Annotated in this window: 12 protein-coding genes; 9 read left to right on the top strand and 3 right to left on the bottom strand. The window is 44.7% G+C overall.

Annotated elements, in window-relative coordinates; all coding sequences use genetic code 11:
- Window positions 1–82: 82 nt before the first annotated feature.
- Window positions 83–292 (bottom strand): heavy-metal-associated domain-containing protein, encoded by a 210-nt coding sequence (locus tag CRENPOLYSF2_RS18100; protein ID WP_087145356.1) that lies wholly within the window; start codon window positions 290–292, stop codon window positions 83–85.
- A gap of 186 nt (window positions 293–478) precedes the next feature.
- Between CRENPOLYSF2_RS18100 and hflD the strand changes: the two genes are divergently transcribed.
- The 4 genes from hflD to CRENPOLYSF2_RS18120 all read left to right on the top strand — a co-directional run bounded on the left by hflD (window position 479) and on the right by CRENPOLYSF2_RS18120 (window position 7,650).
- The gene (gene hflD, locus CRENPOLYSF2_RS18105) at window positions 479–1,102 is read left to right on the top strand and encodes a high frequency lysogenization protein HflD (RefSeq protein ID WP_087145357.1); all 624 of its coding nucleotides are present in this window, start codon (window positions 479–481) and stop codon (window positions 1,100–1,102) included.
- A 181-nt stretch (window positions 1,103–1,283) separates the two neighbouring features.
- Complete coding sequence (gene uvrB / locus CRENPOLYSF2_RS18110; protein ID WP_087145358.1) at window positions 1,284–3,296, top strand: excinuclease ABC subunit UvrB; 2,013 nt, start codon at window positions 1,284–1,286, stop codon at window positions 3,294–3,296.
- Window positions 3,297–3,395: 99 nt separating this feature from the next.
- Window positions 3,396–6,218 carry an nSTAND1 domain-containing NTPase gene (locus CRENPOLYSF2_RS18945; protein ID WP_176371168.1) on the top strand — a complete coding sequence of 941 codons (2,823 nt, stop codon included), beginning with the start codon at window positions 3,396–3,398 and terminating at the stop codon, window positions 6,216–6,218.
- 589 nt (window positions 6,219–6,807) lie between these two features.
- A complete protein-coding gene (locus tag CRENPOLYSF2_RS18120; RefSeq protein ID WP_087145359.1) occupies window positions 6,808–7,650 on the top strand; it encodes a tetratricopeptide repeat protein in 843 nt (280 codons plus the stop codon).
- A gap of 85 nt (window positions 7,651–7,735) precedes the next feature.
- On the opposite strand, the gene CRENPOLYSF2_RS18125 is transcribed toward CRENPOLYSF2_RS18120, so the two are convergent.
- Window positions 7,736–8,155, bottom strand: a complete 420-nt coding sequence (locus tag CRENPOLYSF2_RS18125) for a hypothetical protein (RefSeq protein ID WP_087145360.1) — start codon at window positions 8,153–8,155, stop codon at window positions 7,736–7,738.
- Between the two features lie 192 nt (window positions 8,156–8,347).
- On the opposite strand from CRENPOLYSF2_RS18125, the gene purM reads away from it, so the two are divergent.
- Window positions 8,348–9,400, top strand: coding sequence for a phosphoribosylformylglycinamidine cyclo-ligase (gene purM, locus CRENPOLYSF2_RS18130; protein ID WP_087145361.1), 1,053 nt, complete (start codon window positions 8,348–8,350; stop codon window positions 9,398–9,400).
- Between the two features lie 97 nt (window positions 9,401–9,497).
- Here purM and CRENPOLYSF2_RS18135 read toward each other — a convergent pair whose 3' ends face one another.
- Window positions 9,498–11,420 (bottom strand): mechanosensitive ion channel family protein, encoded by a 1,923-nt coding sequence (locus CRENPOLYSF2_RS18135; RefSeq protein ID WP_087145362.1) that lies wholly within the window; start codon window positions 11,418–11,420, stop codon window positions 9,498–9,500.
- Window positions 11,421–11,866: 446 nt separating this feature from the next.
- Here CRENPOLYSF2_RS18135 and CRENPOLYSF2_RS18140 point away from each other — a divergent pair, with 446 nt between their 5' ends.
- The 4 genes from CRENPOLYSF2_RS18140 to CRENPOLYSF2_RS18155 all read left to right on the top strand — a co-directional run bounded on the left by CRENPOLYSF2_RS18140 (window position 11,867) and on the right by CRENPOLYSF2_RS18155 (window position 15,040).
- Entirely contained in the window at window positions 11,867–12,355 is a 489-nt protein-coding gene (locus tag CRENPOLYSF2_RS18140; protein ID WP_087145363.1) for a DUF3313 domain-containing protein, read from the top strand.
- A 75-nt stretch (window positions 12,356–12,430) separates the two neighbouring features.
- Window positions 12,431–12,658 (top strand): hypothetical protein, encoded by a 228-nt coding sequence (locus tag CRENPOLYSF2_RS18145; RefSeq protein ID WP_087145364.1) that lies wholly within the window; start codon window positions 12,431–12,433, stop codon window positions 12,656–12,658.
- A gap of 107 nt (window positions 12,659–12,765) precedes the next feature.
- A complete protein-coding gene (locus tag CRENPOLYSF2_RS18150) occupies window positions 12,766–13,065 on the top strand; it encodes a hypothetical protein (protein ID WP_087145365.1) in 300 nt (99 codons plus the stop codon).
- 295 nt (window positions 13,066–13,360) lie between these two features.
- Window positions 13,361–15,040 (top strand): di-heme-cytochrome C peroxidase, encoded by a 1,680-nt coding sequence (locus tag CRENPOLYSF2_RS18155; RefSeq protein WP_087145366.1) that lies wholly within the window; start codon window positions 13,361–13,363, stop codon window positions 15,038–15,040.
- The last annotated feature ends 115 nt before the right edge of the window (window positions 15,041–15,155 follow it).

Here is a 15,155-nt window from a genome sequence, read left to right on the forward strand (position 1 = left end):
GCTTCAATTTATTGATTTAAAACAATGTTGCCAATCGCTATAATTTTTTGTCATGTACAGAGTGCAAACATAATAAACGTAACTATTGCACACTGTACCCCGCAGCCTGAATAACGCTTTTAATGGTTTCCAAACTGGTTTTATCTGATTCAAATTCCACGCTAACCGTCTTGTCTTTACTGGATGCCTGCACAGTCTTCACGCCATCTACAGCACTGAGTTTAGTCGTAATATTGCTTTCACAACCGCCACATTTCATGCCTAATACCGATAACACCACCGATTCAATCATTTCGTCCACCTCTGGTTAGTATTTGCTCTAACGCTTTTATATCACAACTCGACGACTATCTGATAATCATGGTATAAAAGCATTGATAAAAGTTACACTTTCGTATTAGTGCGCTGTTATTGCCACTATACGCAAAGGCGGTAAGTTGTTGTCACGCACTTGTTTATTGTTACATTTCGGATATCCATGCAACTAAACTCACTCACTAACCAAACGATAGCACTGGCCGGTATCGCCCAGGCTGCGGCTTTGGTAGATCAACTGGCAACCACCGGCACGGCTAACGCTATTGCTTTAGAAGCCAGCATCGGCAGTATTTTAAAAATAGACTCAGACAGCGTAGTCGATGTGTATGGTAGTTTATCTGGGCTTAAATTGGGGCTGGAACAAATGCAAACGCAAATGACCGGTTATAAAATTCCCAATCATCAACAAGCACGCTATGCTGCTTCAATTGTGTATTTAGAAACCAAACTGTCTGGCCATAAAGACATGCTAAAAATCATACAAACCGGCATTAGCAGGGCTCAGGCGCAAAGCGAACAATACGGTGTGCTGCATGAAAATGTCATTGCCAATCTGGGCGATATTTATTTTAATACCGTACGAACCTTAGCGCCGCCAGTGATGGTTAACGGCGAACAGGCCTATTTATCCAGAACCGATACCACCAATAAAATCCGTGCTTTGTTATTGGCAGGTGTGCGCTCGTCTTTATTGTGGAAACAATGTGGTGGGGCGCGTTGGAAATTTTTGTTTCACCGTAAAAAGATTGTGGCTGAATTACAGGATTTGTTGAAGCGTGCGTAAGGTAGTTATTTCACGTATGTTTAAGTTAAGACTTGTCCACGAAAAACACGAAAGCTGGGTAGGGTAGGTAAGGCTTTTCTGCCCACGCGGAATAACTGTCGTGATGTTAAATAGTGGGCAAAAAATCTGCCCACCTTACTTGGTTTTTTAACCATCAACCCTGAGCCTTTTATCGCCTGCCGTGCAACAAAAACCCTTTAAAATTCACAGCCGCTTTCAACCAGCGGGCAGCCAGCCACAAGCCATTAAGTATTTGGTAGACGGTTTGAATGATGGCGAACTGCACCAAACTTTGTTAGGTGTGACCGGTTCCGGTAAAACCTTTACCATCGCCAATGTTATCAACCAGGTACAACGCCCTGCCATGATTATGGCACCCAATAAAACCCTGGCCGCACAGCTGTACGGCGAAATGAAAGAGTTTTTCCCCGAAAACAGCGTCGAATATTTTGTCTCCTATTACGATTACTACCAGCCAGAAGCCTATATGCCGGCTTCCGATACCTTTATCGACAAAGATGCCTCGCTCAATGAACATATAGAGCAAATGCGCTTGTCCGCCACCAAGGCACTGATTGAGCGGCGCGATACCATCGTCGTCGCCACGGTTTCCGCTATTTACGGCTTGGGCGAGCCCGAATCGTATTTTAAGATGGTGCTGCATCTGGTCAAGGGCGATATGATCAAGCAGCGTGATATTTTGCGCCGTTTGGCCGAAATGCAATACACCCGCAATGATGTGGAACTACGACGTGGCACGTACCGTGTGCGCGGTGAAATCATTGATATTTTCCCCGCTGAAGCCGACCAGCAAGCTTTACGCATCGAATTATTTGATGATGAAATCGAGCGCCTGTCTTTGTTTGACCCGTTAACCGGTGAAACTCAGCAGCGTTTGGCGCGTTACACGGTATACCCCAAAAATCATTACGTCACCCCGCGTGAGCAGTTGTTAAGCGCTGTTGAGTCGATAAAAGCCGAGCTTAAACAACGTTTGGAGTATCTGCGTTCAGTTAATAAACTGGTGGAAGCCCAGCGTTTGGAACAGCGTACTTTATTTGATATTGAGATGATTTTTGAAGTCGGTTATTGTTCTGGCATCGAAAATTATTCGCGTTACTTATCGGGTAGAGAAGCCGGTGAATCCCCGCCGACCATGTTCGATTACCTGGGCAGTGACGCGTTGCTGATTATTGATGAAAGCCACGTCAGCATTCCACAAATTGGTGCGATGTATAAAGGTGATCGCTCTCGTAAAGAAACCTTAGTTGAATATGGTTTCCGCTTGCCATCAGCCTTGGATAACCGCCCGTTGATGTTTGATGAATTTGAGAGCAAATCGCCACAGCGCATTTATGTTTCCGCCACACCGGGCAAGTATGAAAAAGACCATTCCGGTGTGTTTGTGGAGCAAGTGGTCAGGCCTACGGGTTTACTGGATCCGATCGTAGAAGTACGCCCCGCTACTAATCAGGTTGATGATTTATTATCTGAAATACACCTGCGCGTGGCCGCCAAAGAACGGGTATTGGTGACTACGTTGACTAAAAAAATGTCGGAAGATTTAACCGAATACCTGACTGAAAACGGCGTACGGGTGCGCTATTTGCATTCCGATGTGGAAACCGTGGAGCGGGTGGAGATTATTCGTGATTTGCGCTTAGGCCAGTTTGATGTGCTGGTGGGCATTAACTTGCTACGCGAGGGGCTGGACATACCGGAAGTGTCTTTGGTGGCTATATTGGATGCGGACAAAGAAGGTTTTTTGCGTTCGGTAGTGTCCTTGGTGCAAACCATAGGCCGTGCCGCACGTAATGTGAACGGCAAGGCCATTTTGTACGGCGACCGCATCACCAAATCCATGCAGCAAGCCATTGATGAAACCGATCGCCGCCGTGAAACCCAACAACTGTATAATACCGAACACAATATCAGTCCAACCACAATTTATCGGTCGGTACTGGATATTATGCAGGCAGCTATTCCAGGTTCAGGCAAATCGTCAACCAGCAAAACTTACGATAAGATCGCGGAAACCGCTGCCAATTATCAGGTAATGTCGGCTAAGCAGTTGAGTAAAAAGCTTAAACAATTAGAAGAGGCTATGTATCAACACGCTAAAAATCTGGAATTTGAGCAAGCAGCTAAAATACGAGATGATATTAAGCTGTTGCGGGAACAGATGCTGGTTTAAATATATTGGGTGTCAGCGTGTACTGTTGTACCTTAATCCAGCATTTAGCCTAAAATACTCGTATGAACTTCTCATTACAGCATACACAAAAACTACTGCATGATGCACGCTCAAAATCAACAAATATTTCTTAGCTGTCATCCATCCGACTGGGAAGCTGCCTTAATTTTACGTGCAGAACTGGAGAAAGCTGGCCTAAGCGTATTTAAAGAAAAAAGCAGTGTATATTTAAGCGATGGCTGGTTAAGCCGCTTGCAGGACAATCTAAAACAATGCTCTGTTTTTATTATTCTCATAGGTTATAACAATGTAGTTGAATGGCATAGTGTCGAAATGCAACTGGCGCTATCACGTAACCTGCTAAACCAGAACGATAGCCGATGGCTACCTGTTTATCCCATATTATTACCGACAGCCAATTTAAAGGCCATACCCGATTTACTTAGCGTATTTCCAGTCACCTACTGGCAAATTGACGGTGCAATTCCAAAAACACTGTTAACAGCAATACAGACGCGTGCTGAGCTACACCATACTGCCAGTCTGATTAATCATTGTCCTTACCTGGGGCTTAATACCTTTCAGCGCAAACACGCGCCGATATTTTTTGGCAGACGTAAGGAAACGCTGGAAATTATTCGTTATTTTGGCACCGCCTCGCAAATTCTCCCCGATAGTATCCGCCGTCATGAGGAGGAGCAGTTTTGTCGCTGGGTACAAATTGAAGGCAGCAACGTCAGTGGTAAATCGTCTTTAATTAATGCAGGTCTGATACCACTGATAGAACAAGGTGCATTATGGCCGCGCACAGGCTTTAAACAGTGGAAAATTATTGGCCCACTGATACCGGGTGAAAAGCCCTTGCAACAATTGGCGGAATTGTTAGAGGCTGTACTCGTTAAAGATCCTGAGCAGCGCGATAACCTAAGAAGTTATCAACAGCTGTTGCCGGATGATACGGTACTCAATAAACGCCTAAATGCAGTGACAGATCCCAGCGTTGGTTTTGTGCTGATTATTGATCAGTTTGAAGAGCTATTTACCTTAGCCACTAAAAACGAACAACGCCTTTTCGATGCCCAGTTAGCCAATGCACTGCTTGAAAATGACAGCCGTTTTTTCTTGATCACTGCCGTCTCCACCGGTTTTTTAGAAGGCTTTGAACACCTACTGTGTCTGTCAGAATGGTATAACACCCGCTGTAAACGCTACACACTTGGCAGTATTTCGCAAAATTCCCTGCGTGAGATTATTGAACGCCCTGCCGAATTAGCCGGTCTTGATGTTAAAGACGTTGCCACTGCTATTTTAGCGGACAGCCAAAATGAAACTGTGTTTCTTCCGTTAGTAGAAAATGCACTGCATTATCTATGGGAACACCGCCATAAAAATCAACTTCTGGGCACACTGTATCAGCAAAAAGGTGGTATTGTTGGTCTATTAGAAACGCAAGCCGATGACTTACTTGTCCGTTTAGAAGCACATATCCCTAATAGCAAAACCGATGCACTAAAATTATTGCTTGCACTGACTCGCGTCAGCCCCGATGGTTTGCATACGCGCCAACGCATTACACTTGATGAGGCAAGGCTTATTGCGGGGCAAAATGATAAGCAACGCGGTCAAAAAATTATTGATTTTTTATCAGGTAAATCAGACGATCATCTCGGTCAAAAAGCCAGCACGGGTTTGCGATTGATAACCCTCGTGGGTGCAGGCGGTGAGTCGAGCGCAGGTTATCAACAACCACTGCATAAACACCAATTTGTCGATCTACTCTACGAACGCTTGATTCGCGCTCGTGACCAAGGTGAGGATGCCGCACAACAAGTGGGTTATTGGCAAACGCTATACGAATACATTCGCAACAGCAGCGTTACCAACAATCGCCATCAACTATTAGCAAAACGCGCTAAAGCGTGGCAGCACAGTCGTGGTCTTGGGCGTTGGTGGCGTTTAGCGGGCTGGATAGATTTAATCGCCTATTATAAACTTGGCTGGCCTAGCGCAGAAAGTCCAGAAGGTCGTTTTCTTCACGTAAGTAAAATCGCTGTTGGTGTACAAGCGGTATTACTGGCACTGATGTTAAGCGCTGTTGGTCAATCTTTGTATTGGGTTTATAAACATAAGCTCCCGTTGAGCTATATGTTAATGCAGCAACGTTTTCGCCTGATTGATGCAGGCCTGTTGCCTGTGCCGCTACCGAATATGGTAACGATAGAACCTGATGAATTTTCAATAGATACTGAGCCTGGCGTTAGTTTTCTTAGCGATGGTGAACCCGTTGCCGAAGAGCCTAAATATGCGACACCCGGTTCAGAAATTGGCCTTGCAAAACGTTTTTACCTCAGTCAATATGAAATAAGCTATCAACAATACGATTATTATGTCTGGCAGCAAAACGATAAGGTTGACTACCCTGCAACTGCCAAAGGCGGACGCAACCAACAGCCGGTGGTTAATGTATCCTGGTACGATGCCAATGCCTATTTAACCTGGCTTAGCGAGAAAACTAACGCACATTACCGTTTACCTACCGAAGCCGAGTGGCTGTATGGCGATCGCGCGAAAACCAGTACCGATTTTTGGTGGGGTGATGGTATCAGCAAAAATAAAGCCAATTGCATTGATTGCGGCAGTGCTTGGGACGGCGAACAATCTGCACCGGTTGGCAGTTTTGCCGCCAATCCGTTTGGTTTATATGATACTGTTGGTAACGTGCATGAGTGGACCTGCTCAGTATGGAAAGAACAGCCCGATGGTAATCAATACACTTGTGCTATCCAAAGCGGTGCAACCCGCGTATTTTTGGGGGGGTCTTGGCATAATCGTTCTATATTTTTGTTATATTCATCGCGTGATTGGGATGTGCCTGGTTATACCAGTGATTATTTGGGCTTTCGCGCTGCCAAAATTGATTAATATATCAAACATTAAATACCGTGCCTAAATCCTAACTATCAGATTTTATTTGAATTTATTGATTTAAATACCGCCTGCCCGCACGCACTGAAAAAACCACCTCAAAATAAAGCCTCATCCGCATAGTTTTGCAGGGTGTTGTGCTGCATAAGTCTTCAAAAACACCATAGTCTTATTGACAATTTCTTGGTAACTCATACGGCCACAGTCATTCAGCAACAAAATACTGTTAGATACTATAACCATTAAGTTGACAAGTATTTTGCGCTATTTTCGTAAAATAATACACGATGCCTGATATTTTTTACTATATAAAAGCGGCTGACTGTCAGTTATTTTTACATAAATATATCGTCAAAAAATTTATCACTATCCCTATCTAATTGATAAGCAAAACTTTAAATAAATGCCTGTAAAATATAGTGAATTTTTAAAAATAAACCGCTTGCACTTTCATTGTGAAGCATTAAAATGCAGTGGTAGCCGACCCCGTTAATACTGCCGCCAATAGCTTTTTTGTGTGCAAGCAGATCCACTAGGATGATACCAAACAGGGAAGCTTTACTATGTTAATGATTCGGAGAGACCTATGAAGCCAATTAGTCAAGAAAGCCACGATAGCGAATACCTGATACCCAGTAAATCCGCGCCGATTTTGTCCCATGCCTGTACGCGTTGTGGGCACAGTAAAGCCTGGGGTTCTACCATACGTTCGTCAGATAGCTTATTTCATATGCTTTTTTACAAGCCTTATCGGTGTCGTGCCTGTATGTCTCGGTTTTGGAAGCTGCATTCCACGTTTCGTCTTAATGTCTTTATTGCAAGTATCGTTTTATTGGTGGCAGTACTGGGTATTTGCACCAAATCCCTGTTTGCCACAAAGCCGACGGAACAAACGCTTAGCTTAGTGGAAAATGACAAAGCCAAAAGGCGCGCACAAGAAGGTGACTCTGATGCAGCCTTACAAGTGGGTATGAACTATATTAATAATGGCTCTATTACCAAGCGTAAAGAAGCTGCAAAATGGCTAGAGCAGTCAGCTAAAAAAAATAATACTGACGCACAATATTATTACGGCCTGTCTTTGTTAGGTGGCCAAGGTGTGATACAAGATTATAAAGCAGGCTTTTTTTGGATTGATAAAGCAGCGCGTAGAGGTCATCCTGAAGCACAATACAGCCTAGGCAAAATGTATCGCAAAGGCACAGGTGTGGAAATTGACCGTGGGCGTGCCTATTTGTGGTTTAATCTGGCAGCAGCACAAGGCATTCAAGATGCCGCCAGAAACAGAGACAGTATAGCTAATCATCTTTCCTTAGAAGAAGTGCTTGCTATGCAAGAAGAGGCTTACCGTATTGGTGGTATGGCTGACGATGCGACTAAATTCAGCGATAGCACATTAGAGACCAGCCAAGACCTCTCACTTAAATAAAAAAAACACATCATCTTTCGATAAAACGCCAACAGAGGGCAGTTGTCTGCCCACTGTTGCGACGCAGTGAGAAGACATGATAACTTTATTTATCGGCCACCTTAACAAGCCAGCCTACTGATTCTTCACACTTTGAATCTGGCTTAGCTGTTATCGATTTAACATGGGCATTTAGCCTGACAAAACCACCACTTAAGCTGGCTGGTAATGTAAATGACACTTCATGGAAACTGGAGTTAGTTTGAATGGTAGTCGCTAAAATTTCTTTTTTAGCACTCACCACCAAAGACTTGGGTTCTGCATCAATTGACAATCTGAACGTTAATGCAGCGCCACCGGCAACCTCTGCTTTTTCGGCTTCAGTGTAGGTTTTAAAGCTTAAATCGGTGAATTTGGGCTTTTTACAATACTCACCAGGCTTATCGTCACTGTAAGCATTTGCCGCCACATTAAAAATAAGTGCCGCAATAAAGGCTGCTAGCTGACACTTTGTTATTATTTTCATAGCCACTCCTCTTATGTAAAACTGTTATTTAGCTGTGTTTATCTTTATAAACAACACAGAAAAATCAATACACTCAACGCAATGTGTGCTGTCTATTTTCTCATGATGTGCATTAATGTAATTATTTTCTTATTCCGCTGATGATGTCTTGTACAATATCAGCAGTTTGAATTTTAGCAAGAGATCACCACTTTGAGCCAACAAAATCGAGAAAGCCTAACTTATAAAAGTGCAGGCGTTGACATTGCCGCTGGAAACGCCCTAGTTGAGCGCATTAAACCCATTGCAGCTAAAACCCGCATTGCTGGCGTTATGGCTGGATTAGGTGGCTTTGGCTCACTGTTTGAGCTGCCACTAGACCGCTATAAAAATCCTGTTTTGGTGTCGGGTACAGATGGCGTGGGTACCAAATTAAAACTCGCGCAAGAGCTAGCGCTGCACAACACTATCGGCATTGATCTGGTTGCCATGTGCGTTAATGATATTATTGTACAGGGCGCAGAACCGTTATTTTTTCTTGATTATTTCGCTACGGGGAAATTAGATATTGACGTTGCGGCTAGCGTTATTGAAGGTATTGGCGAAGGCTGTAGCCAGGCAGGGGCGGCATTAGTAGGTGGCGAAACCGCTGAAATGCCAGGCATGTATGCCGATGGCGAATACGATTTAGCCGGCTTTTGCGTCGGCATTGTTGAAAAAAACCAGATATTAGATGGCAGTAAAGTACAGGTTGGCGACACTTTAATTGGTATTGCCTCGTCTGGCCCACACTCAAATGGTTACTCGTTAATCCGTAAAATTATTGCTCATAGCAACGCAAATCTTAATGAGGGCTTTGCAGGCGAGTCTGAAAAAAATCTGGGTGCGGCCTTGCTACAACCTACGCGTATTTACGTTAAATCATTGCTGGCGCTTTTGGCAGCAGTGCCCGTGCATGCACTGGCGCATATAACCGGTGGGGGTCTGACCGAAAACCTACCCAGAGTACTGCCCAGTGGACTTGATGCGCACATCGATTTAAGCTCTTGGCAGTTGCCACCGATATTCACATGGTTACAACAACAAGGTAATGTGGCCTTAGAAGATATGTTAATTACCTTCAACTGCGGCATTGGCATGATTGTGTGTGTTGCGCCTGAGGACGAAAAATTAACACTGGCAACCTTGCAGGCGCACGGTGAAACAGCGTTTTCAATCGGTAAACTAATGCCATCCAACGGCAAGCCTACGGTACGTTACAGCTAATGCAAAACCTACGGAACAGTAAATATTCCCCAGCCCTGGATAAAATGCAATAGTCTAATAATCTTGAACACAGTTTAGGGTTAAATTAAACTACTGACTAAACAAAAAAGAGAAATGCCATTGCAGTATGATTGACGTTGGCAGGTGTCGCACAGCCTGAAAGCAGGAGTGCGATACTAGCAGACAAAATATTAGGCGTGAAAGTAAGCGATGCTATTTGTTGTTGTTTCATATTTTTTAAGTTTAAAGAATATCGGGGGGGGTGTTGTAAAGAGGCAGGCAAGCTATGTAAATCCGCTATATGTAACGTCTGGGTAGGTAATGCAAATTTTACCCCGATAATTTCAGCCAAATGCAGTATATCCAAAAAAATTTGCTGCTGCTCAGTGAGTTCATCCATCCTATCAGGCACTTTGAGAAAAAAATCTACCAAAATATCCAGACTATGTGCACCAAACTGGTAGAAAAACACCTGAAGATTATCTTTACGTGTGTCAGGATGAGATTCAAGAATGTGTTTAACACCCTCAACAAAGTCTTTTATTTTTTCAATCGGTGTGTCATAAACCAGGCCGAGATTAAATTTAATCTTCCGATAATCGCGCAATGCCATGTTATCAACGGTACTGTCCACCACCTGACTACTGGGAATAGTGACTAGCGAATTATGACCCGTGCGTATCCGTGTACTACGAAAGCCCACACTCTCCACCACGCCTTCGGCATCGGCCAATTTAATTGAATCGCCTACAGAGAAAGGTTTTTCAATCATAATGATAAGCGAGCCAATCAAATTAGCGATGGTTTGTTGCGCCGCCAAAGCAACGGCAAGACCACCGACCCCAAGCCCGGCTAATACAGAGTAGGCAGGCAGACCTATTTGGTCAGCCCCAATAACCAGGATAGCAATCGACACAATAAATGTGATAAGCCGCAACACTAATCGGATAAGCTGACTGTCAATGCTACTCGTCAGCAAATGTTCCTTGTTAATGACACTGGTAGCGATTGCACCACCCGCTACCCAAGTCGTCCAGGTGAGTGCCAGATAGAATAACGTCCAGAGCGACAGCGTGAACACGACATAAACACCGCTCGAAATGCGCAGCACCTCACCGAGCATGAATGCGGCCATGTGCGCCGTAAGGACCACGCTAAGGGGGCGCAGCAAGTCGACCCATTGTTCAGAAGAGTCCGTCCTACTGCGCCAGTATCGGCTTAACCGAAAACACAGGCGTACAAAAATGAAGCCGGCAGTCAAAATTAGGGCTATACCCAGCCAACGCCAGGTGGGTTGGTCAAGAAATGTGCTTCTGGCAGGTTGCTTGTTGGGTGCAGCCAGCAACCATCGAGGTGGCACGAGATTGTTCAGTGCTAACGCCACGCCAGCTGGGCTATAGGTCGTAAAATTAAACCAGCCGACAGAGGCATTTGCTTTATAGGGAAGGTTTTTGACGCTGGCATAAAACGCGGGCAAACGTTTCACGGTGTCTGGACTAAACAGGTATTCACCGGCACGCGCGCCTTTTGCAACGCGCTGAATCCGAATTTCAGTATTCGGAATCACCCAATATTTGAATTCAGATTTAGCCATCATCTGGGCATCTGGAATAGATTCAATAGAAGGCAGTTCAATACGATCCAACACCTCCTTCAATTGCACCATAACCCGCCGCGCGGTCTCGTCTGCGATAGCGGGTGGTAAATCATCCAAATCCAAAGCACGTTCGGCCGATGTCTGAAAATGTCGAACCTGTTTAAAATGAGCGATTTCTTCCGCTGTCAAGTACAGCGCCGAGGAGTCCATATAGGTTATTATCAACCCACGTCCTTCGTTATACGCTTTGTTGGTAAATTCGAGAAATCCTTGTAGTGTGGCTCTAGGACTGGTCGTATCAATCGGTTTGAGCGGGTTGCTGTTTACACCTGCATTGGCTGGCATAGTCCCCATCTGAAACACGCACAAGACAATTAATACTGCAACGAAGCGCGATTTAAAGGTGAAAAATTTAGGTATCATATTAACCCTTGATAAGTTGTAGCACGCTCTGCGGTCTGGAAAATCCAATGGCACATTAAATACTCATCCGACATTATACCCAGTGAATTTAAAATTCGGCGCATTCAGTGCGGATAATCCCAAAAATAAAGCCCACCCACCAACGCATTAAAGTATCATGCGGCCGCCCTTTATTTCAATTACCAACGCTTTGATGCGTGCTTGATAAGTCTTCTATAATCCATAAAACAATTACTTATAATTAATATAAGTAATAAATAATATACGTAATAAATGATATATTTACTAAGTTGTTAAAATTGTTGCCAGGTATTTTTTATAAAGTATATGGTAATAAATATGTATTATGGCTTAGAAATAATAGAAAAACACGGTTCAATTCAATAATACTGGACAGTATTATAAAAATAAAAAATAATGGCTTTTCAAAAAACTTTGGAGTCAATATGAAACACGATAAACAGGCCATAAAAAAACAGTCTGCTAATTTAGCATTAGCATTATGTATAACGAGTGCGCTGGTTGGGTGTTCTTCTATTAACTCGGCAAGTAATGCAGTGCAAGGCAAATTAATTAAACCAGTACCTGATGCCGGTTTTATTGCCGATCCTACGCGACAAAGTAAATTAGATTATTTACCGTTCCAGAAAGTCTGGATTGATCCTAAATTTAACAGCGATAGCTATTCAGAAATTGTTATAGCACCTGTCAATACGCAGTATATGCAGCAAATGGACTGGTTAAGTAAAATGAGTGCGGCGAGCTGGTTTGGTGATGTACAAAAAGACATTAAGGCGTTGGCAGATTATTTCCAGAGTACCGTCGCCAATGAATTTAAATCAGATCCCAATCACCGCTTTACTGTCCTTGATAGTCCTGCGCAACACAAAGCTGCATTGAGTTTAGAAATGGCCTTGATTGAAGTTAATCCATAAACACCCGTATTACACGCAGCGGGCTGGTTAGCGCCGGGTGGCGGTACTGCGGCTAATGTCATCGATCAGCGCACCGTGGCGTTTGAAGCACGTCTGCGGGATATGCAAACCAACCAAATCGTTGCTACGTTCGCTGACCGAAAATCGCAAGATATTGCACCTATCGATCTAACAAATCTAACATGGTATGGACCTGCCAAAGGTATTATGGATAACTGGGCGAAAGAGTTTGTTGCCGTTGCAAATCGTAAACCGGGTGAAAAAGTGATGGCTAAGACAGCCTTCACACTAAAACCATTTTAATCCACCCTATTAGTAAGGTGGGCACGAATGAGTCATGTCCACCTTGCTTTTGGCCTATAAACGATAGTTGCTTACATTCTTTTTATTTTTGCCCTATTGGAGATTTTATGAAAACTTTATTAATAATAACCAGTATGCTGTTTGCCTCAAATGTTTATGCCGGTAGATGTGTGAGTAATGGACTCGGCGATGCTGCGTGTGGCGGTTTTGGCAACGGCGTTAATGTCATGCACAACAATAATAAACCTATTGTTAATAGTGCCGTTGTTGTGCAGCAAAGCAATGGTGTAAATCACACGATAACCAGCAACGGTGGCGAAGCCTACGCTAAAAATGGCAAAGGTATTGTACAAGGTGCGGGTGGTACAACGTGTGTAAGGACGGCACGCTTTCGGGGTTGTCGATAACAAATCATTTAGAAACCATCGTAGGTATCTAGTACTCAGTCATTATATTATTTCCAGTTGACTTTATTCGTTTTGCGAAGATATTGAAAGAGTAGAAATAATTTAAGGCAAATAATGATAAATAATGATTTGTTAAGTGTTCAATAGTACTTTCCATCAATAATTTGGGAGTATGCGTTCATCTCCCCCTTTGGAAAAAAGGGACTGGGAGGGATTTATTTAAAAAAATATCCCCTAACCCCTCTTTTTCAAAGAGGGGGACTGAACAGTTACAATTGGTATAGGAGTATTCGCAATGAAATACAAAATACTTGCACTAAGCGTTTTTGGATTAATGACAGCGACGGTGGCTTACGGCGCTCAGCAAACGGTTTTTCTGGATCAGCAATGGACTAAAGCGGATCGAGAGCGCTTTTATTTTACGCCGCAGGGATCTTACCTGATTCCTTATTCGTGGTTTATCGCCCTGGAGGCTGGGGGACAAAACAAACCTTTTAAGGACAAAAACAATATTCGCCGCTATGGTTATCTGGTTGATGACAATTATTCCTCTGCCAATCCTGACCGGCTGCCCATTGGCTTCGCCAAGGAACCGGTGAAAAACGGCGAAGCCTGGCTGGGCTATACCTGCGCCGCCTGCCACACCAACGATATGCGCTATAAAGGCCAAGCCATCCGCATTGACGGTGCCCCGACTCTGGCGGATTTCACGGCTTTCAACGACGGTTTGAACGCCGCCCTAAAATCCACATTAAGCAACGGTAAACGGTTCGACCGCTTTGCTCGTGCGGTGTTGGGGAAAGAGGCCGCCAATGCTGAGAAAACGACCCTGCGAGGGCGGGTTTCAAACCAGGCCGCTTGGCTCAAGGATTTTGCCAAACGCAGTAAGCCAGACCACGTCTTTGGTGCGGGTCGCGTTGATGCGTTTGGGGTGATTATGAACGAAGTGTTCGGTTATGATCTAGGCCTCCCCGAAAATGTCCGAATACCCACCGCGCCGGTCAGCTACCCTTTCTTGTGGGGGACACCACGGCATGATTATGTGCAGTGGACAGGCTCGGCATTTAACCCGTTCGGTCGTAACGTGGGTGAGGTATTGGGGGCTTTTGGACGCGTCAACCTGAAAGTAACTTCACCCGATTTTGGCTCGACCACGGCGCGTGCACGCGAACTGTTCGAACTTGAACGCTTGGTGGCCAAACTCGGCACGCCCCATTGGCCAAAAGCCCTGCTTGGGTTTATCGACCAAGACCGCGCCTCACGGGGCGAGGTTCTCTACAAGCAATCCCGTTATGGCGAAGAAAGCTGCGCTGATTGCCATGCGCTACCAGATAATGCGGGGCATTATCCATCCACGCCAGCAGCGGAAAACCGTTTCGGGGTTACGTTCGTAAAAACCCACATGACACCGTTGGCTGATATCGGTACCGATTCGCTCACGGCTAAAAACTTTGCCTTGCGTAGCGTCAAATCGGGTTCTGTGGCAGCGTTGCTACCCGCCCCCTTTACCAACGCCAGTGTCGTTCCGGCACCCGCCATGCTGACCATTTTGGTGGGACTTGCTGCGAAGGATAGCAATCTGCATGCACAACCGCCCTTTAACGCGCCAGAAAGCGCGGAGTTGATCGGCTACCGCCAAAAAGCCGACGGCTTGCCGCCCTATGCCGCACCCAACCTGCTTGCCTATCGGGCGCGGCCTTTGGATGGCATTTGGGCTAGCGCGCCCTATCTGCATAATGGCTCCGTACCCAACCTTTATGAACTGTTGCTGCCACCAACAAAGCGTAGCAAAGTGTTTTATGTCGGCAATCGCGAGTTTGATCCGTACAGGGTCGGTTTTAAATCAGGGTATAGTATCAATGACTTCCGTTTTGATACCCGCCTTCCAGGTAACCGCAATTATGGCCATACTTACGGTACAGAGCTTAGCCATAATCAACGCCTCGATCTGCTGGAATTCTTGAAGACGCTTTAAGGTAATCTGTTGCAGTGTTTTCAATATCGGTTAGTAATGTTCGATGGAGTGCAAACCTAGTACTTAGTCACTCTTTAAGTGTCGGATAAAGCTTTTTCAATTTTATCCGAGCATC

This window comes from Crenothrix polyspora, from assembly GCF_900163755.1.
Lineage (GTDB): Bacteria > Pseudomonadota > Gammaproteobacteria > Methylococcales > Methylomonadaceae > Crenothrix > Crenothrix polyspora.

What these genes read in the sequence shown, in the direction of transcription:
- CRENPOLYSF2_RS18100 (WP_087145356.1), bottom strand. Translation starts at nt 292, where the DNA reads ATGATTGAATCGGTGGTGTTATCGGTATTAGGCATGAAATGTGGCGGT.
- hflD (WP_087145357.1), top strand. Translation starts at nt 479, where the DNA reads ATGCAACTAAACTCACTCACTAACCAAACGATAGCACTGGCCGGTATC.
- CRENPOLYSF2_RS18945 (WP_176371168.1), top strand. Translation starts at nt 3,396, where the DNA reads ATGATGCACGCTCAAAATCAACAAATATTTCTTAGCTGTCATCCATCC.
- CRENPOLYSF2_RS18120 (WP_087145359.1), top strand. Translation starts at nt 6,808, where the DNA reads ATGAAGCCAATTAGTCAAGAAAGCCACGATAGCGAATACCTGATACCC.
- CRENPOLYSF2_RS18125 (WP_087145360.1), bottom strand. Translation starts at nt 8,155, where the DNA reads ATGAAAATAATAACAAAGTGTCAGCTAGCAGCCTTTATTGCGGCACTT.
- CRENPOLYSF2_RS18135 (WP_087145362.1), bottom strand. Translation starts at nt 11,420, where the DNA reads ATGATACCTAAATTTTTCACCTTTAAATCGCGCTTCGTTGCAGTATTA.
- CRENPOLYSF2_RS18140 (WP_087145363.1), top strand. Translation starts at nt 11,867, where the DNA reads ATGAAACACGATAAACAGGCCATAAAAAAACAGTCTGCTAATTTAGCA.
- CRENPOLYSF2_RS18150 (WP_087145365.1), top strand. Translation starts at nt 12,766, where the DNA reads ATGAAAACTTTATTAATAATAACCAGTATGCTGTTTGCCTCAAATGTT.
- CRENPOLYSF2_RS18155 (WP_087145366.1), top strand. Translation starts at nt 13,361, where the DNA reads ATGAAATACAAAATACTTGCACTAAGCGTTTTTGGATTAATGACAGCG.